We start from the raw sequence: 25,840 nt of genomic DNA, 5'->3' as shown, positions 1-25,840 counted from the left end.
AGCGACTGCGGGCGCACGGAGTGACGGATGTGGTCGAACACGGGGCCGTTCTGCGGGCCGGAAGGCCCCGCCGCCGCCCCGTACGACGTAATTCGCCCCCGTGAGCCTGGCGTGCGCCCGCCAGGACGGCCCACTCTGGGCACAGGTGCGGAGGCTTTCGGGGGGGATGCTGCATGCGCAGGACAAAAGGAACGACGAGGACGTCCAGCACGACCGGGGCACGGAGAGCAGGCGAACAGACCCGGGCCACGCGGCCCTCGCCCAGGGTCTGGGCCGTCGCCGCCCTCCTCGCCGCGACCGTGCTGACCGGCTGCCAGAACCCCTTCTCCGGCGACGGCGACGGCAACGGCGACGGCAATGGCAATGGCAACGGCGCCACCGGCGGCGGTCCGGCCCGGGCCGCCGACTCGCTGCCCGCCGCGCCGTCCGGCCACGGGGCCGTCTTCCTGGACGTACGGGAGTGCAGTTCGTACGGGAGGGCCCCCCGCGAGGTCTCCTGCCGCAGCGAGCGCGCCGCCGCGAAGGTGACCGCCCGCTACAACGGGCAGGCGGGGAACGGCCCCTCGTGTCCCGCCACCACCGACTTCGTCTTGCACATCTCGGAGTCGCGCCCGCCCGGCGACACCCGGGGCGACGAGAACGGCGACGGCGTCGTCCCGCGCGGCTACGCCTGCATGCGCAACCTCACCGACCCCCACCCGGGCGACCCCGGCGGGGGCGGCGGCCCGCACACGATCGTCGGGGACTGCCTGTACGGGGCGGGCGGCGGCCAGGTCGAGGAGACCCCCTGCGACGGCTCGGGCGGGCGCTCCCCGGAGTACCGGGTGAGCCGCGCCGTGGACGCCCGCCCCGACTGCCCTCCCGCCACCCGGCTGTACGTGCAGCTGGGCGGCGGGAAGCCGGTGGGGTGCGCCCGGCCGGTGTAGGGGTCAGGGGCGCAGCGTCCGCTCCCTGTTCAGCTCCGTCCGGTCGAGCCGGGCGTCGTACGCGGTGAGCCGCTCGGCCTTCGACGGGTCGGCCTGGACGGCGGCGGGCGCCGCGTCGGCCCACTTGAGGAGCCGGGCGGTGGCGGCGGCCCGCTCATCGGCCGGCAGGCCCGCGATGCTCGCGCCGTGGTTGGCGCCCGGCACGGTGTAGACGTGGTTGTCGCCGCCGCGCGCGGGGCGGAAGCGCTCCGCGCCCCACGGGTCGTTGGCCCCGTAGACGTACATCATCCGGTGCGCGTTGCGGTTCACCCAGCGGTCGACGTCCTTCATGACGCCCTCCTGCCACCGCATGGGGATCTCGCGCGGCACGAAGGCGCGCGGCTGGAAGTAGTCGGGGCCGTACTTCATCAGGCCCTTGAGGTGCGGGTACGTGTACTGGGGCGCGCCGAGCTGGGTGCCGGCCTGGTAGTAGTACGGCGTGTACGGGTCGAGGCCCTGGTCGGTGTAGGAGGAGAACGGCGACTTGGAATCGACGTAGTCGTAGATGACCTCGTCGGAGGAGTCCGCGGCGGGGACGTCCGCGCACTCGGACTCGTCGCTGTACTGCCAGAAGGCCCAGACGAAGTCGAGCACCGAGGACTCGTAGGACTTGTCGAGGCTGCCGACGGTGCGGAAGGTCGCCCTGTTCTCCGCCGCCCACTTCTTCAGCTTGGCGGTGAGCGGTCCGCGCCGCACCAGGGCCTCGCGCTGCACGGCGTTGAGCCTGTCGCGGCACTCCTTGGTGGAGACGGTGCGGAAGAAGCGGTCGTACGCCGAGTCCTCACGGTTGTCCACGTCGTTCGGGGCGACGTAGGCGACGACGCCGTCCATGTCGCGGGGGTGGAAGCGCTCGTAGTAGGTGGCCGTCATGCCGCCCTTGGAGCCGCCGGTGGACAGCCACTTCTTGCCGTAGATCTTCTTCAGCGCGGTGAAGACGCGGTGCTGGTCGTCGGCGGCCTGCTCGATGTCGAGCTTGGACCAGTCGGCGGGCCGGGGGCGGGAGGGGGTGAAGAAGCGGTACTCCATGGACACCTGGTTGCCGTCGATGAGCCGGGTGGGCTCGCTGCGCGACGGGTCGGTGTAGAGGTCGTAACCGCTGGTGGAGAAGACGGTGGGCCGGTCCACGTCCTTGTGCAGGACGGTCAGGCGCTGCTGGAAGGTGCCCCTCCGGGGGTGGGCGTGGTCCACCGGCTGGGTGAAGTTCAGGACGAAGAAGCGGTAGCCGTCGACCGGCTTCTCCTCGATCAGGCTCATGCCCGGTACCGCGAGGATGCGGTCCCTGATGTCGGCGGCGGCCGGCCGTGCGGCGGGTCTCGGCTCGGCGGGCGCGGCCTGGACGGCGCCCCCGGTCGCTCCGACGGTGCCTATGAGCACCGCTCCCGCGACCACTGCCCGGAACGTCTTGCGCATGAACCACTCCCCTGTCGGCACACGGACAACAGGGGGAACCTAGTGTCCCGCAAACCCCTTTGTCACCAGGGAAGTTGGACGAATGTGCGCCACACCGGCAACCGGACGGAAGAATCCGCGGTCCGGGCCGGTCTCAGCACAGGATCCAGCCCGAGGCCGTCCCCCGCCCGGCCACCGCCCCCTCCACCCGCACGCACCGTGCCCTGGCGTACACCGTCACCGGCCCCGCCCGTCGCGCGTACGTCCCCGAGTCGACGGCCGCCCTGCTCCCGCGCGCCTGAACGCCGACCCGCATCCTCTGCCGCACGCCCGGCCGCTTGGCGACCGTCATGGCGCACACGTAGGAGCCGTTCCGGTGCACGCGGACCTCGCCGGTCGCGAAGCCGTACGTCTTGACACGTGTCCCGGCGCAGGCGCCGGCCGCCGCGTCCGCCCGGCCGACGGCGGGGCCGCCCACGGTCAGCAGCCCGGCCGCGACCGTCACCGCCAGCACACCGGTCACTCTTCGCCTCATCCGTCCCATCGGACCCACGCCTGCCCCGCCCCTCCCCACCGAACACCCCCGCACCGTCGAACACCCGCACCCCCGGCGGCCCGGGGGTCGTATGCACGTACGACGCCCGGGGGCCCACAACGGTTGCACGGGCAAAGCGGGCGACCGGCACCGAGGGGCGGGAACGAGCCGGGCCGGCCGGGCCGCGGGGCTCCCGGCTCAGACCGCCGCCGGCTCGTCCTCCCCCACGAACGTGCGCCACAGCCGGGCGTACCGCCCGTCCAGGGCGAGCAGCTCGTCGTGGGTGCCGTCCTCGGCGACCCGCCCGCGGTCCATCACCACGACCCGGTCGGCGCGGGCGGCCGTGGTCAGCCGGTGCGCGACGACCAGGGTGGTGCGCCGGCCGGTGAGCCGGTCGGTGGCCCGGTTGACCTGCGCCTCGGTGGCGAGGTCGAGCGCGGCGGTCGCCTCGTCGAGGAGCAGCACGTCCGGGTCGACCAGCTCGGCGCGGGCGAGCGCGACGAGCTGGCGCTGGCCCGCGGAGAGGTTGCGTCCGCGCTCGGCGACCTCGTGCAGGTAGCCGCCGTCCAGGGTGGCGATCATGTCGTGCGCGCCGACCGCGCGGGCCGCCGCCTCGACCTGGGCGTCGGTGGCGTCGGGCCGCCCGTAGGCGATGGCGTCGCGGACCGTCCCGGCGAAGAGGTACGCCTCCTGCGGGACGACGCCCAGGCGGTGGCGGTACGCGGTCATGTCGAGGTCGCGCAGGTCCAGGCCGTCGGCGGTGACGCGGCCCGAGGTCGGATCGTAGAACCGGGCGACCAGCTTGACCAGGGTCGACTTGCCCGCACCGGTCTCGCCGACGAAGGCGACGGTCTGGCCCGCCGGTATGCGCAGGGAGACGTCCGAGAGCGCCTCCTCCTCCTCTCCGTACCTGAACGACACGTCCTCGAAGGCGATCTCGCCGCGCAGCGACGGAACGTCCTTCGGCGCGGCCGCACCGGCCGTGGACGTGGGCTCCCGCAGCAGCTCCTGGATGCGCCGCAGCGAGACGGTGGCCTGCTGGTACCCGTCGAAGACCTGCGAGAGCTGCTGCACCGGCGCGAAGAACAGGTCGATGTAGAGCAGGTACGCCACCAGCGCGCCCGCCGTCAGCGTCCCGGCCTCGATCCGCCCGGCCCCGACGATCATGACGGCGGCCGCCGCGACGGACGCGAGGAGCTGTACGAACGGGAAGTACACCGAGATCAGCCACTGGCCGCGCACCCGGGCCCGCCGGTAGTCGCGGCTGTTCTCGGCGAACCGCTCGCGGCCGGCCCGCTCCCGTCCGAAGGCCTGCACGACGCGCAGTCCGGCGACGGACTCCTGGAGGTCGGCGTTGACGACGGAGACCCGGTCGCGGGCCAGTTCGTACGCCTGGACGCTCTTCCTGCGGAAGAAGTACGTGCCGACGACCAGCAGCGGGAGCGTCGCGAAGACGACCAGCGCCAGTTCGACGTCGATGACCACGAGCGCCACCAGCACGCCGAGGAAGGTCACGACGGACACGAACGCGGTGACCAGGCCGGTCTGGAGGAAGGTGGAGAGCGCGTCGACGTCCGTCGTCATCCGGGTCATGATCCGCCCGGTCAGCTCCCGCTCGTAGTAGTCGAGTCCCAGCCGCTGGAGCTGCGCGAAGATCTTCAGCCGGAGCGAGTACAGCACCCGCTCGCCGGTGCGTCCCGTCATCCGGGCCTCGCTGACCTGCGCGCCCCACTGCACCAGCACGGCCAGCAGGGCCAGCCCGGCGGCCGTCCAGACCGCGCCGAGCGCGAGCCGGGTGACGCCCTCGTCGATGCCGTGCCGGATCAGGACCGGCAGCAGCAGGCCCATGCCCGCGTCGACGGCGACCAGGCCGAGGCTGACCAGCAGCGGCAGCCCGAAGCCGCGCAGCAGCCGGCGGAGGTTGTAGGAGTCCTCGGGCGCGACCGCGCGGGCCTCGTCGATGTCCGGGACGTCGTGCGCGGGCGGCAGTGCCTCGACCTGTGCCAGCAGCTCGGGCGTGGCGGGCATGCCGGGCGCGTGGCCGGTGTCCTCGGCCGGGTCGTTCCCGTCCCGTGTCCACAGGGCGGGGGTGATGCCGCGCTCGGCGTCGAACTCGGCGTCCAGCTCCGCCTGCACGGACCGGTCGTCCTGGACCGGCGCCTGCTGGAGCACGTGCCCGGGCGACACGCCGCCGAGCTCGTCGGGGTCGGTGAGCAGACGGCGGTAGAGGGCCGAGCGGCGCTCCAGTTCGGCGTGGGTGCCGATGTCGGCGAGGCGGCCCCGGTCGAGGACGGCGATCCGGTCGGCGAGGTTCAGGGTGGAGCGGCGGTGCGCGATGAGGAGCGTCGTGCGGCCCGCCATCACGGACTTCAGCGCTTCGTGGATCTCGTGCTCGACCCGGGCGTCGACGGCCGAGGTGGCGTCGTCCAGGAGGAGCAGGCGGGGGTCGGTGAGGATGGCGCGGGCCAGCGAGAGCCGCTGGCGCTGGCCGCCGGAGAGGGTGAGGCCCTGTTCGCCGACCAGGGTGTCGTAGCCGTTCGGCAGCTCGTCGATGAAGCGGTCCGCCTGGGCGGCGCGGGCGGCGGCGCGGATCTGCTCGTCGGTGGCGTCGGGGCGGCCGTAGGCGAGGTTGGCGCGGACGGTGTCGGAGAAGAGGAAGCTGTCCTCGGGCACCAGCCCGATGGCGTCCCGCAGCGACTCCAGGGTCAGCTCGCGCACGTCGTGGCCGCCGACCAGGACCGCGCCGCGCTCGACGTCGTAGAAGCGCGGCAGCAGCAGCGAGACGGTCGACTTGCCGCTGCCGGACGAGCCGACCACGGCGACGGTCTCGCCCTCGCGGATCTCCAGCGAGAACCCGTCGAGGACCGGGCGGCCCTCCTCGTACGAGAAGGCGACCGCGTCGAACTCGACGGTGGCGGGGGCGTCCGCGGGGAGTTCCTTCGTCCCGTCCACGAGGGACGGTTCGGTGTCGATCAGCTCCAGTACGCGCTCGACGCCCGCCCGGGCCTGCTGTCCGACGGTGAGCACCATGGCGAGCATCCGGACCGGGCCGACGAGCTGGGCGAGGTAGGTGGAGAAGGCGACGAACGTGCCCAGGGTGATCTGTCCCCGGGTGGCGAGCCAGCCGCCGAGGGCGAGCATGGCGACCTGGCCGAGGGCGGGGACGGCCTGGAGGGCGGGGGTGTAACGGGAGTTGAGCTTCACCGTCCGCAAGCGGCCCGCGAACAGCCGCCGCGAGACCTCGCGCAGCTTGCCGGTCTCCTGCTCCTCCTGCCCGAAGCCCTTCACGACGCGCACCCCGGAGACGGCCCCGTCGACCACTCCGGCGACGGCGGCGGCCTGGCCCTGGGCGTACCAGGTGGCGGGGAAGAGGCGCTTCCTGCTGAGCCGGGCGATGAACCAGAGAGCGGGGGCGACGGCGAGGGCGACCAGGGTGAGCAGCGGTGAGAGCCACGCCATGATCCCGAGGGAGATGACGAAGAGCAGGATGTTCCCGATGGTCATCGGGAGCATGAACAGCAGGCTCTGGATGAGCTGGAGGTCGCTGGTGGCGCGGCCGACGACCTGTCCGGTGGACAGCTCGTCCTGGCGGCGGCCGTCAAGCCTCGTGATCGTGCCGTACATCTCGGTGCGCAGGTCGTGCTGGACGTCCAGGGCGAGCTTGCCGCCGTAGTACCGGCGGATGTACGTCAGCACGTACACCACGACGGCCGCGGCTATGAGCAGCCCGGTCCACACGGCGAGCGACCGGGTGCCCTTCCCGATCACGTCGTCGATGACGATCTTCGTGATGAGCGGGACGAGGGCCATGACGGCCATGCCGCCGAGGGAGGAGCCGAGGGCGAGCAGGACGTTGGCGCGGTAGCGCCAGGCGTAGGAGGTCAGCCGCCGGGCCCAGCCCGCCTTGCGGGCCCCGACGGCCCTCTGTTCCTGGTCTGCCACGCGGTGCCTCCCGTTGGTTCTCGTCCCACCGGAAGGCACCAACGCCGCGAGCTGCGGATTTCATCCCGCCGCGGGGTCCGGGCGGGGGCGCGGGCGGCGGTCCGGTGCGCCGGAGCCGCCCCCGGTCACCGCCGGGCGGGGTTCTCCGGGGTCGGCGGGATCACTTCCCGCGGGACGGCGGGGGGCACGACCTCGGGGGCCTGGAGGGTGTGGGCGGCCTTCGCGGCGGGGTTCAGGTCGCGGTGGACGGCGCGGGAGACGGCCTGGACGGTGTCGACGCCCTGCCGCATCGTCGTGTTGCCGTGGGTGAGGACGGTGATCGTGTAGTCGTGGCCCTGGCCGGTGAAGACGCCGAGGGAGTGCACCCGCCAGCCCTTGGTGGCGCGCGGCAGCCAGCCGTTCTTGACGTGGACCTTCGCGGTGCGGGGCGCGCCCGCGGGGGCGCCCCAGCGCTGGGCGGGCACGACGCGGGCCATGCGGTCCAGGCCGTAGGCGCGGGAGGCGGCGGTGAGGACGGCGTTGGTCCGGGTGAACAGGTCGAGGACCTTGCTCTGCTCGGCGGCGTTGACCTGGGTGAGGCCCCAGTAGCCGTTCGCCCCGGGCTTGGTGCGGGTGGCCCCGGCGGCCTTCAGGAACGCGTTGACCTTGCCCGTGCCGAGCTGCTTCCACAGGGTGCTGGTGGCGTTGTTGTCGGACGTGGTGATCATGGCGGTGACGAGGTCGCGCTCGCGGGCGGTCAGGGCGCGCCCGCGCTTCTGGGCGTCGTACAGGAGGGCGCCCATGACGGTGACCTTGACGATGCTGGCGGAGTCGTAGGAGTCCTGGGCGCGCAGGGTGCAGTACGTGTTCGTCGCCCGCTCGTGGACGGCGAGGGCGGGGGCGCCGGGCCGGCCGCGCAGGGCGGCGGTGAGGTCGGCGGTGAGCTTCTTGGCGAGCCCGGCCTTGTTCGAGCTGCACGTCACCCGGGGTGCGGCGGCGGTGGCGGGGCCCGCGGCGGCGACCGGGAGGAGGACGCCGGCGGCGAGGGCGGCGGCGGTGAGGCCTCTGGTTATGCGGCGGTGCGTGGTGGTGGCGCTGGTGCGTATGGGCATGCGTATCCGTCCCCTGGACTCTGCTGGCTGGACCGCACTGGGTGCCGGCGGCCCGGGAGCGGCTGTGCGGCACTCCCCGCCACAGAGGACTCGGGGGGAGGGAAAAGGTTGTACGCCGTGGGGGGAAGGGGCGGTGGCGTCAGCGGGAAGGGAGGGTTCACACCTTCGAGGGGCCCTTTAGCTGTTACCGGATATATACTTCTGAGGATCTATACGGTCCCAGACATGAGTGATCCATTCGAGATCGAGATCGAGGCGGAGGTTCGGCTGTGGCTGATGAATCTGCCGGCCGAGGACTACGAGGCCGTCGAGGACGCGGCGGAACGCCTCCGCCACAACGCCACGACCCTGCGGGAGCCCTACTCCCGCTACCTGGGGGACGGCGTCCGTGAACTGCGCTTCACCATCGGCCACGACCGCAGGTCCGTCCGCATCACGTACTGGCTCGCCCCCGGCCGCCGGGTGGTCATGCTGACCGTCTTTCGCAAGACACGGCAGCGGGAGACCACCGAAGTGGCCCGTGCGCGGCGCGCCAAGGCCGAGTGCGAGGCCGAGCACGATCCCGCGGAACAGGAATTTCGTCGTACCGATTGAGAGAGGATGACCCCATGGTCAGTCACGCGGAGTGGAAGCGATCCCGGGACCGCAAGGTCGTCGAGGGGATTGCCGAGGACCCGGAGCGGGAGCGGCGGCGCAAGGAGCGCGATCTCGCCTGGGACCTCGGGCAGATCATCTATGACAGGCGCACCGCGCTCGGGCTCTCGCAGACCGTGCTGGCCCGCCGGGCGGGCATGTCCCAGCCCCAGCTCTCGAAGATGGAACTGGGCGGAACCGTGCCCACCCTGCCGTTGCTGGGCCGGCTGGCGCTGGCCCTGGAGGCCGCGCTGACGATGCGGTTGAGCGGCGACACCTGGACGGTCGAGTTCCAGCCCCTCGCCGGGGCCCCGGCCGGCGAAACCCCGGCCGCCGATGCTCCGGACCGCCAGGACCGGCCGCCCGAGGTCACGGTGGCAGCGCAGGCCTAGGTCGCCTGCGTGTGCGTCGCCCCGAACATCCGCAGCCGCGCCGGCAGCACGACCACCGAGGGCCCGGGGGCCTTCAGCGCGGCGGCGAGGTCGGTGGCCAGGGACTCGGGTGTCGTACGGGTCCCGGGCACCCCGAAGGACTCGGCGAGGGCGACGAAGTCCGGCCGGGACAGCTCGGTGCCGAACGGCTCGCCGTAGGCCTCGTCCGCGTACTCGCGCAGGATGCCGTACCCCCCGTCGTCGACGATGAGCCAGGTCACCGGCAGGTCGTGCTGGCGGGCGGTGGCGAGCTCGGCGACGGAGTACAGGGCGCCGCCGTCCCCGGACACGGCGAGGACGGGGCTGTCGGGGTCGGCGACGGCCGCGCCGAGGGCGGCCGGGAACGCGTAGCCGAGCCCGCCCGCCCCCTGCGCGGAGTGCATGGTGTTGGGCCGGCCGGCGTCGAAGGCGGACCAGGCCCAGTAGGTCAGGATCGTCATGTCCCAGAAGCTGGGGGCGGTGGCGGGCAGCGCCTCGCGGACGGCGGCCAGGACGTCCTGTTCCAGCCGCAGCCCCTGCCCGTCGATGCGCTGACGGATCCGGTCGAGTACGTCCCGTACGGCTGCGGCGGCGCCGTCGTCCGCCCGCGCCTCCTCGACGGTTTCCAGGAGGGCCGTGAGGGCGAGCCGGGCGTCGGCGTGGATGCCGAGAGCCGGGTAATTGGCTTCGAGCTTCCCGAGGTCGGCGTCGATCTGGATGATCCGCCCGCGCGGGGCGAACGTCCGGTAGTTGGTGCTCAGTTCACCGAGCCCGGACCCGACGACGAGCAGGACGTCGGCCTCCTCCAGGAAGTCGGTCAGGTGCCGGTCCTCCAGCCAGGACTGGAGGGAGAGCGGATGGTGCCAGGGGAAGGCCCCCTTGCCGCCGAAGGTGGTGACCACGGGCGCGTCGAGCCGCTCGGCGAGCTGCCTGAGCTTCTTCGAGGCGTCGGACCGTACGACTCCGCCGCCCGCGACGATCACCGGGCGCGCGGCGGTGGACAGCAGGTGGGCCGCCACGGCGGTGAGTTCGGGGCGGGGCGGCAGTTCGTGCGGGATGCCGTCCGGGGCGACGACGACCGGCACGGAGGTCTCGGCCGCCAGCACGTCCTGCGGGATCTCGACCCAGACGGGCCCGTGCGGGGCGCTCAGCGCGGACTCCCACGCCTCGGCGATCACGGACGGGATCTGGGACTGCGTACGGGCGATGTGCACGGACTTCACGACGTCCCGGAACGAGGCCTGCTGGTCCCGCAGTTCGTGGAGGTGGCCACGCCGGTGGCCCCCCAGCCCGTCCACCGGCACCTGGCTGGAGATCGCCAGCACGGGCGCGGAGGCGGCGGCCGACTCCTGGAGGGCGGGAAGGGCGGTGAGCGCGCCGGGCCCGGTGGACAGGAACAGCGGGGCGGCCTCGCCGGTGATCCGCCCGTAGCCGTCGGCGGCGAACCCGGCGTTGTTCTCGACCCGCAGCCCCACGTACCGCAGCCGCGAGCGCCGCAGGGCGTCGAAGAGCGGCAGGGCGTGCTGCCCGGGCAGCCCGAACACGGTGGTGGCCCCGAGCCCCCGCAGGGTCTCCACGACCAGGTCCCCACCGGTGCGCCCGGCGGGCGGGGCGAGGGCGGCGGCGGTCTGCGCGGGGGTGGGCCGCAGGACGAGGTCGTGATCGTGGGTCATGCACCCCAGCTTGGCGCATGGTGCGGCGGCGGGCCCGTGCCGGGGCGGGGACGGCTGCCCGGAGGGCGTGCCGTCAGGGACGCGGAGAACTGCGCGCCCAGCCACGACGCACCCGCACGGGACAGGGACCCCCCACCTCCCCGCACGGGACAGGGAACCGCCCCCACCCCGCACGGGACCCCGCTCAACCCCGCACGGGACCCCGCTCAACCCCGCACGGGACCCCGCTCAACCCCGCGCGGCGGCGATCTGCCGCGACATGATCGTCGTCAGTTCGTACGCCGTGTGCGAGGCCGCCACCGACGTGATCTCGGCGTGGTCGTACGCCGGCGCGACCTCGACCACGTCCGCCGACACCAGGTGGCAGGACGACAGCCCCCGGATGATCTCCAGCAGCTCCCGCGAGGTGAGGCCGCCGGCCTCGGGCGTGCCCGTGCCGGGGGCGTGCGCCGGGTCCAGCACGTCGATGTCGATCGAGATGTACAGCGGCCGGTCCCCGATCCGCTGCCGGAGCTGGTCGGCGACCTCGTCCACGCCGCGCCGCATGACGTCGGCCGACGTCACGATGCCGAAGCCCATCTTCTCGTCGTCCCGCAGGTCCTGCTTGCCGTACAGCGGGCCGCGCGTGCCGACGTGCGACAGCGCCTCGGTGTCGAGGACGCCCTCCTCGACGGCCCGCCGGAACGGCGTTCCGTGCGTGTACTCCGCGCCGAAGTACGTGTCCCAGGTGTCCAGGTGCGCGTCGAAGTGCAGCAGGGCGACCGGCCCGTGCTTCTTCGCCACCGACCGCAGCAGCGGCAGCGCGATGGTGTGGTCGCCGCCCAGCGTCATCATCCGCGCGCCGGACCCGAGCAGGTCGTCGGCGGCGGCCTCGATGGTCTCGACGGCCTCGTTGATGTTGAACGGGTTCGCGGCGATGTCCCCGGCGTCGGCGACCTGCGCCAGCGCGAACGGGGAGGCGTCCTGCGCCGGGTTGTAGGGCCGCAGCAGCCGCGAGGCCTCACGGATGGCGTTGCCGCCGAAGCGGGCGCCCGGCCGGTAGGAGACGCCGGTGTCGAAGGGAACGCCGACGACGGCGACATCCGTGCGCCCACCGACCTCGTCCAGGCGCGGCAGCCGGGCGAACGTCGCCGGACCGGCGTACCGGGGAATGCGGGACGAGTCGACGGGGCCGCGGGGCTCGGAAGAGGGAGTGTTCATGGCTCCGAGCGTAGGCAGCACGACGGATTCCGCACATGTACGGATGGATGAAGAGGCCCCGGCACCTGTACGCGAAGGACAGAACAGGCCGCCGCGCGGGACCCGCCCCCTGCCGGGCGTCCACCCCGCCCGCACCCCCCGGACGGCCCCCTGTGGCCCCTCCGACACCCCTCCCCCCTGGACACCCCCAGAACCGGCCGGTAACTTTTGCCGGGTATCTGAGCAAGCGCTTAGCGGTCGCGGCCGGCGGGCCTCGCTCAAGGACAGGGAACCACCACTCGCAGAGGGAGCGTCACGTGCGCCGTACCGTATTCAACGAGGACCACGAGGCGTTCCGGGAGACCCTGCGGGCCTTCATCGAGGCGGAGGTCGTGCCCGTCTACGACGAGTGGTTCGCCGCCGGACAGGCGCCGCGCGAGTTCTACTACAAGCTCGGCGAGCTGGGCGTCTTCGGCATCAACGTGCCCGAGGAGTTCGGCGGCGCCGGCATGGAGTCGCACAAGTTCGAGGCCGTCCTGTACGAGGAGACCGCCCGCGCGGGCGTCACCTTCGGCGGTTCCGGCGTGCACGTCCTGCTGGGCCTGCCGTACATCAAGATGCTCGCCACCGACGCGCAGAAGAAGCGCTACCTGGAGAAGTTCGTCACCGGCGAGGAGATGTGGGCGCTCGCCATGACCGAGCCGGGCACCGGCTCCGACGTGGCGGGCATGAAGACCACCGCCAAGCTCTCCGAGGACGGCACGCACTACGTCCTCAACGGCGCCAAGACCTTCATCACCGGCGGCGTGCACGCGGACCGCGTGATCGTCTGCGCCCGCACGGCGCCCCCGCGCGAGGACGACCGCCGCTTCGGCATCTCGCTGTTCGCCGTGGACACCACGCTGGAGGGCTACTCGGTCGGCCGCAAGCTGGACAAGCTGGGCCTGCGCACCTCCGACACCGCCGAGCTGGCGTTCGTGGACGTGAAGGTGCCGGTGGAGGACCTGCTGGGCGAGGAGAACAAGGGCTTCGGCTACCTCGGCCACAACCTGGCCTCCGAGCGCTGGGGCATCGCGTTCGGCGCGTACGCCCAGGCGAAGGCCGCGATCCGCTTCACCAAGCAGTACGTCAAGGACCGCGCGGTCTTCGGCAAGCCGGTGGCCGCCTTCCAGAACACCAAGTTCGAGCTGGCCGCCTGCCAGGCCGAGGTGGACGCCGCCGAGGCGGTCGTGGACCGGGCCACGGAGGCGCTGGACGCCGGCGAGCTGACGGCCGCCGAGGCCGCCTCGGCGAAGCTGTTCACCACCGAGGTCGCCCACCGCGTGATCGACAAGTGCCTCCAGCTGCACGGCGGTTACGGCTTCATGAACGAGTACCCGATCGCCCGCCTGTACGCCGACAACCGGGTGAACCGCATCTACGGCGGCACCAGCGAGGTCATGAAGATGATCATCGCCAAGGACATGGGCCTGTAGCAGCCACCCGCTGCCCCTCCCATGACCAAGGCACTCGATTCCCTGCTCGATCTGCTCGACCTGGAGCGGATCGAGCAGGACATCTTCCGGGGCGTGAGCCGCTCGGCGATCGTCCCGCGCGTGTTCGGCGGCCAGGTCGCGGCCCAGGCCCTGGTCGCCGCCGGACGCACGGTCGCCGAGGACCGCCTCCCGCACTCGCTGCACGCCTACTTCCTGCGCACCGGCGACCCGTCTGCCCCGATCGTCTACACGGTCGACCGCATCCGCGACGGCCGCTCCTTCACCACCCGCCGGGTGGTCGCGGTCCAGCACGGCCGGCCGGTCTTCCACCTCTCCGCGTCGTTCCAGACGTACGAGGAGGGCCTGGAGCACCAGGCCCCGATGCCGGTCTCCCCCGACCCGGCGACGCTGCCCACGGCCGCCGAGACCCTGCCCCGCCACGCCGGCCGCTTCGTCGACCCGGCCACGGTGGACCGCCTGCTGGAGGCCCGCGCCGCGATCGACCTGCGCTACGTCGACCCGCCCCCGTACGCCACGGTCGGCGAGCCGCGCGAGGCGCGCTCGCAGGTCTGGTTCCGTACCAACGGCAAACTCGCCGACGCCCCCCTGCTGCACATCTGCCTCGCCACCTACGTCTCCGACATGACGCTCCTGGACTCCGTGCTGCTCGCCCACGGCCGGGGCGGCTGGGCGACCGGCGACGTCGTCGGGGCGTCCCTCGACCACGCGATGTGGTTCCACCGCCCCTTCCGGGCGGACGAGTGGCTGCTGTACGACCAGGAGTCGCCGTCGGCGTCGGGCGGGCGCGGACTCGGCCAGGCGCGGATCTACACCCAGGACGGGCGGCTGGCCGTCTCCGTCATCCAGGAGGGCGTGGTTCGCGTACCGCGCTGATCGGGCATACGGTCCGAGGCATGGCGGAGCACGGCAAGACAGACAACGGTACGGAAAAGCCCGGGGGCGAGAGCACCTTCACGGTGGTCGTCGCGGCGGTCGCCAATCTCGGCATCGCGGTCGCGAAGGCGGTCGCGGGAGTCATCAGCGGCTCCAGCGCGATGCTGTCGGAGGCGGCGCACTCGGTGGCCGACACGGTCACCGAACTCCTCCTGCTGACCGCCCTCAAACGCAGCGGGAAACCCGCCGACGCCACGCACCCCCTCGGCCACGGCCCGGAGCGCTACATCTGGGCGATGCTCGCCTCCGTCGCGACCTTCGTCGGCGGCGCGGTCTTCTCGGTCTACGACGGCGTCCACACCCTCACCCACGGCGAGGAACTCGGAAACCCCCTCGTCTCCTACATCGTCCTCGCGGTCGCCTTCCTCCTGGAGGGCTACTCGCTGCGCACCGGCGTCAAGCAGGTCCGCGCGGAGGCCGCCCGGCTGGGCGCGCCCGTCGGCCGTTACTTCCGGCTGACCCCCGACACGGCGGTCAAGGCCGTCGTGATGGAGGACTCCGCGGCCCTCGCGGGCCTGCTGCTGGCGGCGGCGGGCCTGTTCCTGGGCCGGCTCACCGGCTCGGCCGTGTGGGACGGCCTCGCCTCCGTCCTGATCGGCCTGCTGCTGGCGTACGTCGCCTGGGTCCTGGGCCGCAGCAACGCCCAGCTCCTCATCGGGCGGGCCGTGCCGGCGCAGATGGGGGAGGGGGTACGGGAGGAGCTGCTCTCCGTACCCCACATCGCGGACGTCATCGAACTGACCACCCTCATCCAGGGCCCGGACGAGGTCCTCGTCGCCGCGAAGATCGACTTCCGGGACGTGGCGTCGGCCGCCGAGGTGGAATGGGCCTGCGAGCAGGCGGAGGCGCAGCTCCGCGAGCGCTATCCGGCCGTCGCCCGGGTCTATCTGGACCCGACCCCGCGCCGGGGCCGGCGCAGGCCGGCCGCGGCCGGCGGGTAGGCGGTCGCCCGGATCAGCGCAGACCGGCCGCGTCCAGCAGGTAGGCGGTCATCGGCTCGTAGAAGAACGGGTCCACGACGTGGTCGTCCAGCGGGATCGTGACGGCCATGGTCCCCTCCGCCTCGCCGAGGAAGAGGGCCGGGTCGTTGCAGTCGGCGTACCCGATGGCGTCGATGCCGCGCTGCCCGGCGCACCCCGCCCACCCGTGGTCGGCGAAGACCAGGTCGGGGCGGGCCTCGCCGTTGCGCTCCAGGCCGTCCAGGATCGCGGTCATCGGCGCGGGCGAGTGCGTGTGCCACAGGCTGGCCCCCCGCTCGAACACGGCCACGTCCGCGAACTGCACCACGTACCCCTCGTCCGCCGTCAGCCCGCCCGGGATCCGCACGACGTCGCACCCCGCGTCCCGCAGCGCCCGCGCGGTCGCGCCGTGCACGTTGAGCAGCGAGCCGGGGTGCCCGGTCGCGAACAGCACCCGCTGCCGGTCGGCGGCGGCCTTGCGCAGGCGGGCGGCGGCCCGGTCCAGGGCGTCGACGGTCAGCTCGGGGTCGATGGTGTCCTGCCCGTGCCGGTGCTCGGGGTCGTCGCTCACCCCGCACCGCTCGGCCATCACGGCCAGTACGTCCTGCTCGTCCGTCCACCGGTCGCCGAGCTCGATGCCGAGCCAGTAGTGACGGTCGCCGTTGGCGAGCTTGCGGTAGTGGGAGAGGTTGTTGTCGCGCGGGGTCGCCACGTCCCCGGCGATGCGGGTGCGGACGAGGTGCTCGACGAGGGCGGCACGGCTGAGTATGGGCATGGGGTCCATTCTGCCGGGCGGGCCCGCGGGCGGGCTCAGGAGCCGAGCGCCCCGAACGCGCCGTGGGCCAGGCGGCGCAGCAGTGCCGCCGTCGCGTCCCGGTCCGGCAGGCCCGAGCCCAGGTGGGGGGTGGAGTTGAGGAGGCCGAAGACCGCGTGGACGGCGGCTCGGGCCTCGGACTCGGGGGTCGCCGGGTGCAGGTCCCGGACCGTCTGGACCCACAGCTCCGCGTACTGGCGCTGGAGTTGGCGCACCCGGCGGCGGTCGCTCTCGCGCAGCTGGTCCAGTTCGCGGTCGTGGAGGGTGATCAGGGGGCGGTCGTCGAGCGCGAAGTCGACATGGCCGTCGACCAGGGAGGCGAGGAGGGCGGCGGGGTCGTCCGGGGCGGCGGCGACGCGGGCCCGGCCGCCCTCCAGGAGGCGTTCGCTGATGCCGACCAGGAGCTCGGCGAGCATCGCGTTCTTGCCCGCGAAGTGCCGGTAGAGGCCGGGGCCGCTGATGCCGACCGCCGCGCCTATCTCGTCGACGCCGACCCCGTGGAAGCCGCGCTCGGCGAAGAGGCGCGCGGCTTCCCTGAGGATCTGCTCGCGGCGGGTGGGGGCCGCGACCCGGGACGTTCCGCCGGGGGCGGCTTGGGTGCTCATGGCAGCATTCTAGACCGGCGCGTTAGCGCTCGTTAACTTGACCGGCGCCGGTGCGGGCGCCGCCCGGCCGGCCCGCGAGGGTGACCACGCGCAGCAGCCACTCCACCGGCCCGTGCCGGTGGCGCCGCATCAGCGGTCCGCTGACCGCGAGCTGGACCGCGTACAGCAGCAGGGCGATCAGGACGGGGACGGCGACGCCCAGCTCGCCGTACAGCCCGAAGCCGTACCCGGTGAAGACCAGGGCCATGACCAGGGACTGGGTGAGGTAGTTCGTCAGCGACATGCGGCCCGCGGGGGCCAGGACCGCGACGGCGCGGCGGCCGGGGCGGGTGCGGAAGAACAGGAGCATGCCGCAGAGGTACGCGGCCGTGAGCGCCGGGGCGGTCAGCATGCCCAGCGCCGAGCCGAGCGTCGACCAGCGCCCGCCGCCCAGCTCCAGGGTCGCGGCGAGCGCGGCGGCGGGCAGGCCGACGGCGAGTCCGACGCGCACGGTACGGAGCAGCCCGGCCGGGTCCGTGCGGTCGAACCAGCCGGAGCGCCCGGCGGCCAGCCCGAACAGGAAGGCGGGGACGACCGTTCCGGCGCCCAGGACCGCCACGAGGACGACGAGGGGGAGCTGGTCGAGGTTGGCGCCGACGACGTCGGCGGAGGAGCCCCGGTAGGCGGCGGCGAGCGCGGCGGACTCGGCGTCCGTGCCGGCGAGGTCGGCGGCGGTCGGCGGGACGAGCGCCATCAGCGCGGACAGCAGGAGCAGCAGGGCGCCGAAGGCCCCCCACACCCAATACGCGGCGGTGCGGGCGCCGCGCGGGGAGGCGTTGCGGGAGGCGAGGAGGATCAGGCCGAGGAGCGCGTACGAGGTGAGGATGTCCCCGGCGAAGAGGAACACGGCGTGCAGCAGGCCGAGTACGAGGAGCCCGGCGGTGCGGCGCAGGGTGCGGGGCACGACGCGGGCCCCGGAGCGCTCGGCGGAGGCCATCTGGACGGTGAAGCTGTAGCCGAAGAGGAAGGCGAACAGCAGGTAGAACTTCCCCTGCGCGAGGAACGACACCAGCCAGGTCACCACGGAGTCGGCACCCGTCGCGTCGCCGCCGGCGCCCGGCGCGGTGGCGACCGCCCCGGTGCCGCCGCCGATCCCGGCCGCACCGCTCATCACGAACACGTTGACCAGCAGGATCCCGAGCAGGGCGAACCCGCGCAGGGCGTCGACCTCGACGATCCGCCGGGGCACGGGCAGCGCGGGCAGCGCCTTCCGGGCCGGGGCCGGGGGGTACGGGGGCCACTGACCGCCCCCGGCCGCCGGACCCCCGTACGGACCGGGCCCCACCGGGCTCGGGGGCGGCCCGAAGACACCGGCGGGGACGTGGCCCGGGGGCGCGGCCTGCGGGGTCTGGGGGGCGTGTGGGGCGTGTGGGGCCTGCGCGGGGCGCGGGGCCTGCGCGGGGTGCGGGGCCTGCGCGGGATGCGGGGCCTGCGCGGGATGCGGGACCCGTGGGCTCGACGGGTCCTGCGCGACCTGCGAGGTGTGCGGAGCCTGCGGGTCCTGCGCGGTGAGCGGGCCCGGCGGGTCCTGCGGGGTGCGTGGGGCCTGCGGGTCGCGTGGGGCCTGCGGGTCCTGCGGGGTGTGAGGCACCCGCGGGGCCGGAGCCGTCGCGGCGGCCGAGGGGTGCTGCGGTCTCTGGTCGGGGCCAGGGGCCGGGGCACCGGCCGGTATCCCCGTCGCGTCATGCGTGCTCATGCGCCGAATGATCCCTGACGGGCCCGCCCCGCACGCATCCCGGCCCCGGCCCGGCGCGAGCGATCACCGGCACCCGTTCCCCCGGCCCGGCACGAGTGGCCACCGGCGCAGGGTGCCCCCGCCCGGCGCGAGCGGCCACCGGCGCCCGTTCTCCCCGGCCCGGCACGAGGCGCCGCCGCCACTCCGGTCCCCGGCCCGCCCGTGACGCCCCTCCCCCGCCCGCGGCCGCCGCCGGGTCGCCCCCCGGCCGCCCTGGACAGACTCGTTAGCGCTCGTTAACCTCACAGTGACGTTAACGGTCACTAACTTCGCGCGCATCCCGCGCACCACGCGGGCAAGGGAGCTCGACACCATGCAGGAAGCACCGGTGCTGACCAGTACCGCGGACCCGTCCTCAGCGGCCTGGCGGGCCAACGAGGCCGCGCACCAGGCCCTCGCGGACGACCTCCGCACCCGCCTCGCCGCCGTCCGGCTCGGCGGCGGCGAGCAGTCCCGGGCCCGGCACGTCGCGCGCGGCAAGCTGCTGCCCCGGGACCGGGTGGACACCCTGCTCGACCCCGGCTCGCCCTTCCTGGAGCTGGCCCCCTTCGCCGCGGACGGCATGTACGACGGCCGGGCCCCGGCCGCCGGGGTGATCGCCGGGATCGGCAGGGTGAGCGGCCGCGAGTGTGTCGTCGTCGCCAACGACGCCACCGTCAAGGGCGGTACGTACTACCCGATGACGGTGAAGAAGCACCTGCGGGCGCAGGAGGTGGCGCTGGAGAACCGCCTCCCGTGCCTCTACCTCGTGGACTCCGGCGGCGCTTTCCTGCCGATGCAGGACGAGGTCTTCCCCGACCGCGAGCACTTCGGGCGGATCTTCTACAACCAGGCCCGCATGTCGGGCGCCGGCATTCCGCAGATCGCCGCCGTGCTGGGGTCCTGCACGGCCGGCGGGGCGTACGTCCCGGCGATGAGCGACGAGGCCGTGATCGTCCGCAACCAGGGCACGATCTTCCTCGGCGGGCCGCCGCTGGTGAAGGCGGCCACCGGCGAGGTCGTCACCGCCGAGGAGCTGGGCGGCGGCGAGGTCCACTCCCGCACCTCGGGCGTCACCGACCACCTCGCCGAGGACGACGCGCACGCGCTGCGGATCGTGCGGAACATCGTCGCCACGCTGCCCGGCCGCGGCCCGCTGCCCTGGTCCGTCACGCCCGTGGAGGAGCCGAAGGCCGACCCGGCCGGGCTGTACGGGGCGGTGCCCGTCGACTCCCGCACCCCCTACGACGTGCGCGAAGTGATCGCGCGCATCGTGGACGGCTCGCGCTTCCAGGAGTTCAAGTCGGAGTACGGGCAGACCCTGGTCACCGGTTTCGCCCGGGTCCACGGCCACCCCGTCGGCATCGTCGCCAACAACGGCATCCTCTTCTCCGAGTCCGCCCAGAAGGGCGCGCACTTCGTCGAGCTGTGCGACCAGCGCGGCATTCCGCTGCTCTTCCTCCAGAACATCTCCGGGTTCATGGTCGGCCGGGACTACGAGGCGGGCGGCATCGCCAAGCACGGCGCGAAGATGGTCACCGCCGTCGCCTGCACGCGCGTGCCGAAGCTGACCGTCGTCGTCGGCGGCTCCTACGGGGCCGGGAACTACTCGATGTGCGGGCGCGCCTACTCCCCCCGCTTCCTGTGGATGTGGCCCAACGCCAAGATCTCCGTGATGGGCGGCGAGCAGGCCGCCTCCGTCCTCGCCACCGTCAAGCGCGACCAGATCGAGGGGCGGGGCGAGGAGTGGTCCGCCGAGGCCGAGGAGGAGTTCAAGGACCCGATCCGCGCCCAGTACGAGACCCAGGGCAACGCCTACTACGCCTCCGCCCGCCTGTGGGACGACGGCGTGATCGACCCGCTGGAGACCCGGCAGGTCCTCGGCCTCGCCCTGACCGCCTGCGCCAACGCCCCGCTCGCCGACCCCGCCTTCGGCGTCTTCCGGATGTGAGACGTGATGACTTCGCTTTTTGACACCGTGCTGGTCGCCAACCGTGGCGAGATCGCCGTCCGCGTCATCCGCACGCTGCGCGCACTGGGCATCCGCTCGGTCGCCGTGTTCAGCGACGCCGACGCCGACGCGCGGCACGTGCACGAGGCGGACACGGCGGTGCGCATCGGACCGCCCGCCGCCGCCGAGAGCTATCTGCGCGCCGACCGCCTGGTCGAGGCGGCGGTGCGCTCGGGCGCGCAGGCCGTCCACCCGGGGTACGGATTCCTCGCGGAGAACGCCGAGTTCGCGTCCGTGTGCGCCTCCGCCGGGCTGGTCTTCATCGGGCCCCCGCCGTCCGCGATCGCGCTCATGGGCGACAAGATCCGGGCGAAGGAGACGGTGCGGGCGGCGGGCGTGCCCGTCGTCCCCGGCTCGTCGGGCTCCGGGCTGACGGACGCCCAGCTCGCCGCGTCGGCACGGGAGATCGGCATGCCGGTGCTGCTCAAGCCGAGCGCCGGCGGCGGCGGCAAGGGCATGCGGCTGGTCCGCGAGGAGGCCCTGCTCGCCGAGGAGATCGCCGCCGCCCGCCGCGAGGCCCGGTCCTCCTTCGGCGACGACACCCTCCTGGTGGAGCGGTGGGTCGACCGCCCCCGGCACATCGAGATCCAGGTCCTGGCCGACGGGCACGGCAACGTCGTCCACCTCGGCGAGCGCGAGTGCTCCCTCCAGCGGCGCCACCAGAAGGTCATCGAGGAGGCCCCGTCCGTCCTGCTGGACGGGGCGACGCGCGCCGCGATGGGCGAGGCGGCCGTGCAGGCGGCCCGCTCGTGCGGTTACAGCGGGGCGGGCACGGTGGAGTTCATCGTGCCGGGCGACGATCCGTCCTCGTACTACTTCATGGAGATGAACACCCGCCTCCAGGTCGAGCACCCGGTGACCGAGCTGGTCACCGGCATCGACCTGGTGGAGTGGCAGCTACGCGTGGCCTCGGGGGCCGAACTCCCCTTCGCGCAGGCCGACATCGCCCTCACCGGGCACGCCGTCGAGGCCCGGATCTGCGCCGAGGACCCCGCCCGGGGCTTCCTCCCCTCCGGCGGCACGATCCTCGCCCTGCACGAGCCGCAGGGCGACGGGGTGCGGACCGACTCCGGGCTGTCCGTGGGGACCGAGATCGGCAGCCTGTACGACCCGATGCTGTCCAAGGTCATCGCGTACGGTCCCGACCGCCCCACCGCCCTGCGCAGGCTGCGCGCGGCGCTGGCCGAGACGGTGACCCTGGGCGTCCAGACCAACGCGGGCTTCCTGCGCCGGCTGCTCGCCCACCCGGACGTGGTCGCGGGCGACCTGGACACCGGGCTGGTCGAGCGGGACGCGCAGTCGCTGGCCGAGGCGCCCGTCCCGCCCGAGGTGTACGCGGCGGCGGGCCTGCTGGCGCAGGCGGAGCTGTCGCCCCCGGCGCGGGGGTGGGCCGACCCCTTCGACGCGCCCAGCGGATGGCGGCTCGGGGGCACGCCCGCGTGGACCGCGCACCACGTCAAGGCGTCCGGCCAGGAGCCGGTGACGGTACGGGTCCGGGCGGGCGAGGTGCGCGTCGACGCCGCCGAGGCCCTCCCGGCCCGCATCGCGCGCGCCCCGCACGGGCAGCGCGCCCTCACCGTGGAGGTCGGCGGGCTCACCCACACCCTCCACCACCACGGCGACTGGTTCGGCCGGGACGGCGACGCCTGGCACCTGCCGGCGTACGACCCCGTCGCGGCCGGCCTCACCGGTGCCGCGCACGGCGGCGCGGACGCGCTCACCGCGCCCATGCCGGGCACGGTGACGGTGGTGAAGGTGGCCGTCGGGGACCGGGTCGGCGCGGGGCAGAGCCTGCTCGTGGTGGAGGCGATGAAGATGGAGCACGTCATCTCCGCCCCCCACGCCGGGACCGTCACCGAGCTCGACGTGACGGCCGGGGCCACCGTCGCCATGGACCAGGTGCTGGCCGTGGTGGCCCCCGACGAGGAGGACGAGCAGAAATGACCCTTCCCATGGTCGTGCGCGACCCCCGGCTTCCCTCCCGGGTGCGGATCCACGAGGTCGGGGCCCGCGACGGGCTCCAGAACGAGAAGGGCGTCGTCCCGACCGGCGTCAAGGCGGAGTTCGTCCACCGCCTCGCCGCGTCCGGCCTCACCACCATTGAGGCGACGAGCTTCGTGCACCCCAAGTGGGTGCCCCAACTCGCCGACGCCGAGGACCTGTTCCCGCTGCTGGCCGGCCTCGGGGACACGGTCGACCTGCCCGTCCTCGTCCCCAACGAGCGCGGGCTCGACCGTGCGCTGGCACTCGGCGCGCGGCACGTCGCCGTGTTCGCCAGCGCGACCGAGTCCTTCGCGAAGGCCAATCTGAACCGTACGGTCGACGAGGCGCTCGCCATGTTCGAGCCGGTCGTCACCCGGGCGAAGGCGGAGCGGGCGCGGGTCCGGGGCTATCTGTCGATGTGCTTCGGCGACCCCTGGGAAGGGGCCGTGCCCGAGGCTCAGGTCGTGCGGGTCTGCCGGGCGCTGATCGACATGGGCTGCGACGAGCTCTCCCTCGGCGACACCGTCGGCGTCGCCACGCCCGGCCAGGTCGCCTCCCTGCTGACCGCCCTGAACACCGCCGGGGTGCCCACCGACCGCATCGGCGTCCACTTCCACGACACGTACGGCCAGGCCCTGTCCAACACCCTGACCGCCCTGCGGCACGGCGTCACCACCGTCGACGCCTCCGCCGGCGGGCTCGGCGGCTGCCCGTACGCGAAGTCCGCCACCGGCAACCTCGCCACCGAGGACCTGGTGTGGATGCTGCACGGCCTCGGCATCGACACCGGCGTCGACCTCTCCCGCCTCACCGCCACCAGCGGGTGGATGGCGGAGCACCTGGGCCGACCCAGCCCGTCCCGCACCGTTCGCGCCCTGTCCCACCAGGACTGACACCCCCTAGGACTGACGATGGACCACCGCCTGACCCCCGAGCACGAAGAACTCCGGCGCACCGTCGAGGAGTTCGCGCACGACGTCGTCGCCCCGAAGATCGGCGACCTGTACGAGCGGCACGAGTTCCCGTACGAGATCGTCCGCGAGATGGGCCGGATGGGCCTGTTCGGCCTGCCGATCCCCGAGGAGTACGGCGGCATGGGCGGCGACTACCTCGCCCTCGGCATCGCCCTGGAGGAACTGGCCCGGGTCGACTCCTCCGTCGCCATCACCCTCGAAGCCGGTGTCTCGCTCGGCGCGATGCCGATCTTCCGGTTCGGCACCGAGGAGCAGAAGCGGGAGTGGCTGCCGAGGCTGTGCGCCGGGGAGGCGCTGGGCGCGTTCGGGCTGACCGAGCCGGACGGCGGGTCGGACGCGGGCGGGACCCGGACGACGGCCGTCCGGGACGAGGCGACGGGCGAGTGGGTGATCAACGGCTCCAAGTGCTTCATCACCAACTCCGGCACCGACATCACCGCCCTGGTCACGGTCACCGCCGTCACCGGCCGCAAGCCCGACGGCAAGCCGCTGATCTCCTCGATCATCGTCCCCTCCGGCACCCCCGGCTTCACGGTCGCGGCGCCGTACTCCAAGGTCGGCTGGAACGCGTCCGACACCCGGGAGCTGTCCTTCTCCGACGTCCGGGTCCCGGCGGGGAACCTGCTCGGCGAGGAGGGCCGGGGGTACGCCCAGTTCCTGCGCATCCTCGACGAGGGCCGCGTCGCCATCTCGGCGCTCGCCACCGGGCTGGCCCAGGGCTGTGTGGACGAGTCGCTGCGGTACGCGAAGGAGCGGCACGCCTTCGGCAGGGCGATCGGCGAGAACCAGGCCGTCCAGTTCAAGATCGCCGACATGGAGACGCGGGCGCACATGGCCCGGATCGGCTGGTACGACGCGGCTTCCCGGCTGGTGAACGGCGAGCCGTTCAAGAAGCAGGCGGCCATCGCGAAGCTGTACTCGTCCACCGTCGCCGTGGACAACGCGCGGGAGGCCACGCAGATCCACGGCGGGTACGGCTTCATGAACGAGTACCCGGTGGCCCGCATGTGGCGGGACTCCAAGATCCTGGAGATCGGCGAGGGGACCAGCGAGGTGCAGCGGATGCTGATCGCGCGGGAGCTGGGCCTGCCTGCCTGACGCACGACCCTTCGGTAGCTTTCGGGTGCTTTCGTACGGGCGGAAGGCGGACGGGCCCGGGGATCTTGGAAGGTTAGGCTAACCTGACCTGGACTTCCCGGTTCCGGTTCCGTCGTCCATGGTTTCGCCCGTACGAAAGCAGACTCCGCCATGTCCTCCTCGTCCCCCTCGCCCCGTCCTTCCCGTCCCACCCGCCGGGGCCTGCTCGCCGTCGGCGGTGCGCTCGGCGTCGGCGCCGCCCTGGCCGCGTGCGGCGGGAAGTCCTCCGGCGGTGCGTCCGGCACCGGCGCGGGCGAGAAGTCCGGCCCCTGGTCCTTCACCGACGACCGCGGGACGAAGGCCGGGACGAAGTCCCTCCCCAGGAACATCGTCGCCTTCACCGGCATGGCCGCCGCCCTCCACGACTACGGCGTCGAGGTCAAGGGCGTCTTCGGCCCGACCAGGGGCAAGGACGGCAAGGCCGACGTGCAGGCCGGGGACCTGGACATCTCCAAGGTCGAGATCATCGGCAACACCTTCGGCGAGTTCGACGTGGAGAAGTACGCCAAGCTGGTGCCCGAGCTGCTGATCTCCGACATGTGGGAGAAGGACAAGCTCTGGTACGTGCCGGAGAAGTCCGCCGCGAAGATCGCCTCGCTCGCTCCGCAGGTCGCGCTGTGGGCCTCGCAGACCAACATGGAGAAGGCCCTCGCGCGCCGGGCGGCCCTGGCCGCGTCCCTGGGCGCGGACCTGGAGGCCCCGAAGACCGTGGCGGCGAAGTCCCGCTTCGAGAAGGCCGCCGCGCGGCTGCGGGCGGCGGCCAAGGCGCACCCCGACGTGAAGGTGCTGATCGGCTCCGCCTCCGCCGAGCTGTTCTACGTCTCCCTCGCCAAGATGAGCGCGGACACGCTGTACTTCCAGGAGCTGGGCGTGCGGTTCGTCGAGCCGAAGGTGGACAAGGCGGGCTTCTTCGAGGCGCTGAGCTGGGAGAACGTCGGGAAGTACCAGGCCGACATCATCATGATGGACAACCGGTCGGCGGTCCTCCAGCCCCAGGACATCGCGGACAAGCCGACGTGGGCGGGGCTGCCGGCGGTCAAGGCGGGGCAGGTCGTCCCGCGGGTGACGGAGCCGATCTACTCCTACGCGAAGTGCGCTCCGGTCCTGGAGGACCTGGCGAAGGCGATCGAATCCGCCAAGAAGGTCTCCTGACGGAACGTCCCCGACGCCGGGTACCGCCCTCGGGCCTCGCCCCGCACGGACACGGTCGTGACCTCGATCCCGTGCGGGCACGTCGTGGTTGCTCGCGCCCGCGACGGCATGCCCTCCGGGCAGCCGTCCCCCGCCGCCCCAGCCCTCCTTGGGCGGCGGGGCCGCCCTTCCCGCTCCCGGCCCGCCCGGGTGCCGCCCCTCGCGCA

The 25,840-nt window shown here is 73.3% G+C and carries 20 protein-coding genes; 11 read left to right on the top strand and 9 right to left on the bottom strand.

Features of this window, described 5'->3' with window-relative positions; genetic code table 11:
• The first annotated feature begins 173 nt into the window (after positions 1–173).
• The gene (locus ACIP93_RS22630; protein WP_401761244.1) at positions 174–926 is read left to right on the top strand and encodes a hypothetical protein; all 753 of its coding nucleotides are present in this window, start codon (positions 174–176) and stop codon (positions 924–926) included.
• Positions 927–929: 3 nt separating this feature from the next.
• On the opposite strand, the gene ACIP93_RS22625 is transcribed toward ACIP93_RS22630, so the two are convergent.
• The 4 genes from ACIP93_RS22625 to ACIP93_RS22610 form a co-directional block, all read right to left on the bottom strand.
• Positions 930–2,375, bottom strand: a complete 1,446-nt coding sequence (locus ACIP93_RS22625; protein WP_345222805.1) for an aminopeptidase — start codon at positions 2,373–2,375, stop codon at positions 930–932.
• A gap of 133 nt (positions 2,376–2,508) precedes the next feature.
• Positions 2,509–2,889 (bottom strand): hypothetical protein, encoded by a 381-nt coding sequence (locus ACIP93_RS22620; RefSeq protein WP_401761243.1) that lies wholly within the window; start codon positions 2,887–2,889, stop codon positions 2,509–2,511.
• A 198-nt stretch (positions 2,890–3,087) separates the two neighbouring features.
• A complete protein-coding gene (locus ACIP93_RS22615) occupies positions 3,088–6,831 on the bottom strand; it encodes an ABC transporter ATP-binding protein (protein WP_345222800.1) in 3,744 nt (1,247 codons plus the stop codon).
• A 125-nt stretch (positions 6,832–6,956) separates the two neighbouring features.
• Positions 6,957–7,922 carry a serine hydrolase gene (locus tag ACIP93_RS22610; protein ID WP_401761241.1) on the bottom strand — a complete coding sequence of 322 codons (966 nt, stop codon included), beginning with the start codon at positions 7,920–7,922 and terminating at the stop codon, positions 6,957–6,959.
• Positions 7,923–8,147: 225 nt separating this feature from the next.
• On the opposite strand from ACIP93_RS22610, the gene ACIP93_RS22605 reads away from it, so the two are divergent.
• Complete coding sequence (locus ACIP93_RS22605) at positions 8,148–8,516, top strand: type II toxin-antitoxin system RelE/ParE family toxin (RefSeq protein ID WP_345222795.1); 369 nt, start codon at positions 8,148–8,150, stop codon at positions 8,514–8,516.
• A gap of 14 nt (positions 8,517–8,530) precedes the next feature.
• The gene (locus ACIP93_RS22600; protein ID WP_345222793.1) at positions 8,531–8,947 is read left to right on the top strand and encodes a helix-turn-helix transcriptional regulator; all 417 of its coding nucleotides are present in this window, start codon (positions 8,531–8,533) and stop codon (positions 8,945–8,947) included.
• Here the strand turns inward: ACIP93_RS22600 and ACIP93_RS22595 are convergent.
• Positions 8,944–10,638, bottom strand: a complete 1,695-nt coding sequence (locus ACIP93_RS22595; protein ID WP_401761240.1) for a thiamine pyrophosphate-binding protein — start codon at positions 10,636–10,638, stop codon at positions 8,944–8,946. The two genes, ACIP93_RS22600 and ACIP93_RS22595, sit on opposite strands and share 4 nt — an antisense overlap.
• A 228-nt stretch (positions 10,639–10,866) precedes the next feature.
• Positions 10,867–11,838 (bottom strand): agmatinase, encoded by a 972-nt coding sequence (gene speB, locus ACIP93_RS22590; protein ID WP_345222789.1) that lies wholly within the window; start codon positions 11,836–11,838, stop codon positions 10,867–10,869.
• A 296-nt stretch (positions 11,839–12,134) separates the two neighbouring features.
• Between speB and ACIP93_RS22585 the strand changes: the two genes are divergently transcribed.
• Genes ACIP93_RS22585 through ACIP93_RS22575 form a run of 3 tightly spaced genes read left to right on the top strand, consistent with a single transcriptional unit; the run spans position 12,135 to position 15,187 of the window.
• A complete protein-coding gene (locus ACIP93_RS22585) occupies positions 12,135–13,292 on the top strand; it encodes an acyl-CoA dehydrogenase family protein (protein ID WP_345222786.1) in 1,158 nt (385 codons plus the stop codon).
• A gap of 21 nt (positions 13,293–13,313) precedes the next feature.
• Positions 13,314–14,186: an acyl-CoA thioesterase II gene (locus ACIP93_RS22580; protein WP_345222783.1), complete on the top strand. Its 873-nt coding sequence runs from the start codon at positions 13,314–13,316 to the stop codon at positions 14,184–14,186.
• A gap of 20 nt (positions 14,187–14,206) precedes the next feature.
• Positions 14,207–15,187 carry a cation diffusion facilitator family transporter gene (locus ACIP93_RS22575; protein WP_401761238.1) on the top strand — a complete coding sequence of 327 codons (981 nt, stop codon included), beginning with the start codon at positions 14,207–14,209 and terminating at the stop codon, positions 15,185–15,187.
• Positions 15,188–15,200: 13 nt separating this feature from the next.
• Here the strand turns inward: ACIP93_RS22575 and ACIP93_RS22570 are convergent, their stop codons facing one another.
• From ACIP93_RS22570 to ACIP93_RS22560, 3 genes are read right to left on the bottom strand one after another with little or no spacing between them, the layout of a single operon-like run.
• Positions 15,201–15,980 (bottom strand): phosphatase, encoded by a 780-nt coding sequence (locus ACIP93_RS22570; protein WP_345222778.1) that lies wholly within the window; start codon positions 15,978–15,980, stop codon positions 15,201–15,203.
• A 35-nt stretch (positions 15,981–16,015) separates the two neighbouring features.
• Positions 16,016–16,624 (bottom strand): TetR/AcrR family transcriptional regulator, encoded by a 609-nt coding sequence (locus ACIP93_RS22565; protein WP_401761236.1) that lies wholly within the window; start codon positions 16,622–16,624, stop codon positions 16,016–16,018.
• A 22-nt stretch (positions 16,625–16,646) separates the two neighbouring features.
• Entirely contained in the window at positions 16,647–18,359 is a 1,713-nt protein-coding gene (locus tag ACIP93_RS22560) for a DUF418 domain-containing protein (RefSeq protein WP_401761234.1), read from the bottom strand.
• 352 nt (positions 18,360–18,711) lie between these two features.
• Here ACIP93_RS22560 and ACIP93_RS22555 point away from each other — a divergent pair, with 352 nt between their 5' ends.
• The 5 genes from ACIP93_RS22555 to ACIP93_RS22535 all read left to right on the top strand — a co-directional run bounded on the left by ACIP93_RS22555 (position 18,712) and on the right by ACIP93_RS22535 (position 25,634).
• Positions 18,712–20,328, top strand: a complete 1,617-nt coding sequence (locus ACIP93_RS22555) for a carboxyl transferase domain-containing protein (RefSeq protein WP_401761233.1) — start codon at positions 18,712–18,714, stop codon at positions 20,326–20,328.
• A 6-nt stretch (positions 20,329–20,334) separates the two neighbouring features.
• Positions 20,335–22,332 (top strand): acetyl/propionyl/methylcrotonyl-CoA carboxylase subunit alpha, encoded by a 1,998-nt coding sequence (locus ACIP93_RS22550; protein WP_401761232.1) that lies wholly within the window; start codon positions 20,335–20,337, stop codon positions 22,330–22,332.
• Positions 22,329–23,264: a hydroxymethylglutaryl-CoA lyase gene (locus tag ACIP93_RS22545; protein WP_401761230.1), complete on the top strand. Its 936-nt coding sequence runs from the start codon at positions 22,329–22,331 to the stop codon at positions 23,262–23,264. The genes ACIP93_RS22550 and ACIP93_RS22545 overlap by 4 nt, the downstream gene beginning before the upstream one ends.
• A 12-nt stretch (positions 23,265–23,276) precedes the next feature.
• Positions 23,277–24,443, top strand: a complete 1,167-nt coding sequence (locus ACIP93_RS22540; protein WP_401761405.1) for an acyl-CoA dehydrogenase family protein — start codon at positions 23,277–23,279, stop codon at positions 24,441–24,443.
• A gap of 150 nt (positions 24,444–24,593) precedes the next feature.
• The gene (locus tag ACIP93_RS22535) at positions 24,594–25,634 is read left to right on the top strand and encodes an ABC transporter substrate-binding protein (protein WP_345222762.1); all 1,041 of its coding nucleotides are present in this window, start codon (positions 24,594–24,596) and stop codon (positions 25,632–25,634) included.
• Positions 25,635–25,840: the final 206 nt, after the last annotated feature.

Origin of the sequence: Streptomyces sp. NPDC088745 (genome assembly GCF_044751045.1) — a bacterium.
GTDB classification, from domain to species: Bacteria; Actinomycetota; Actinomycetes; order Streptomycetales; family Streptomycetaceae; genus Streptomyces; species Streptomyces cremeus.
This window is presented reverse-complemented; position numbering and strand designations above follow the sequence as displayed.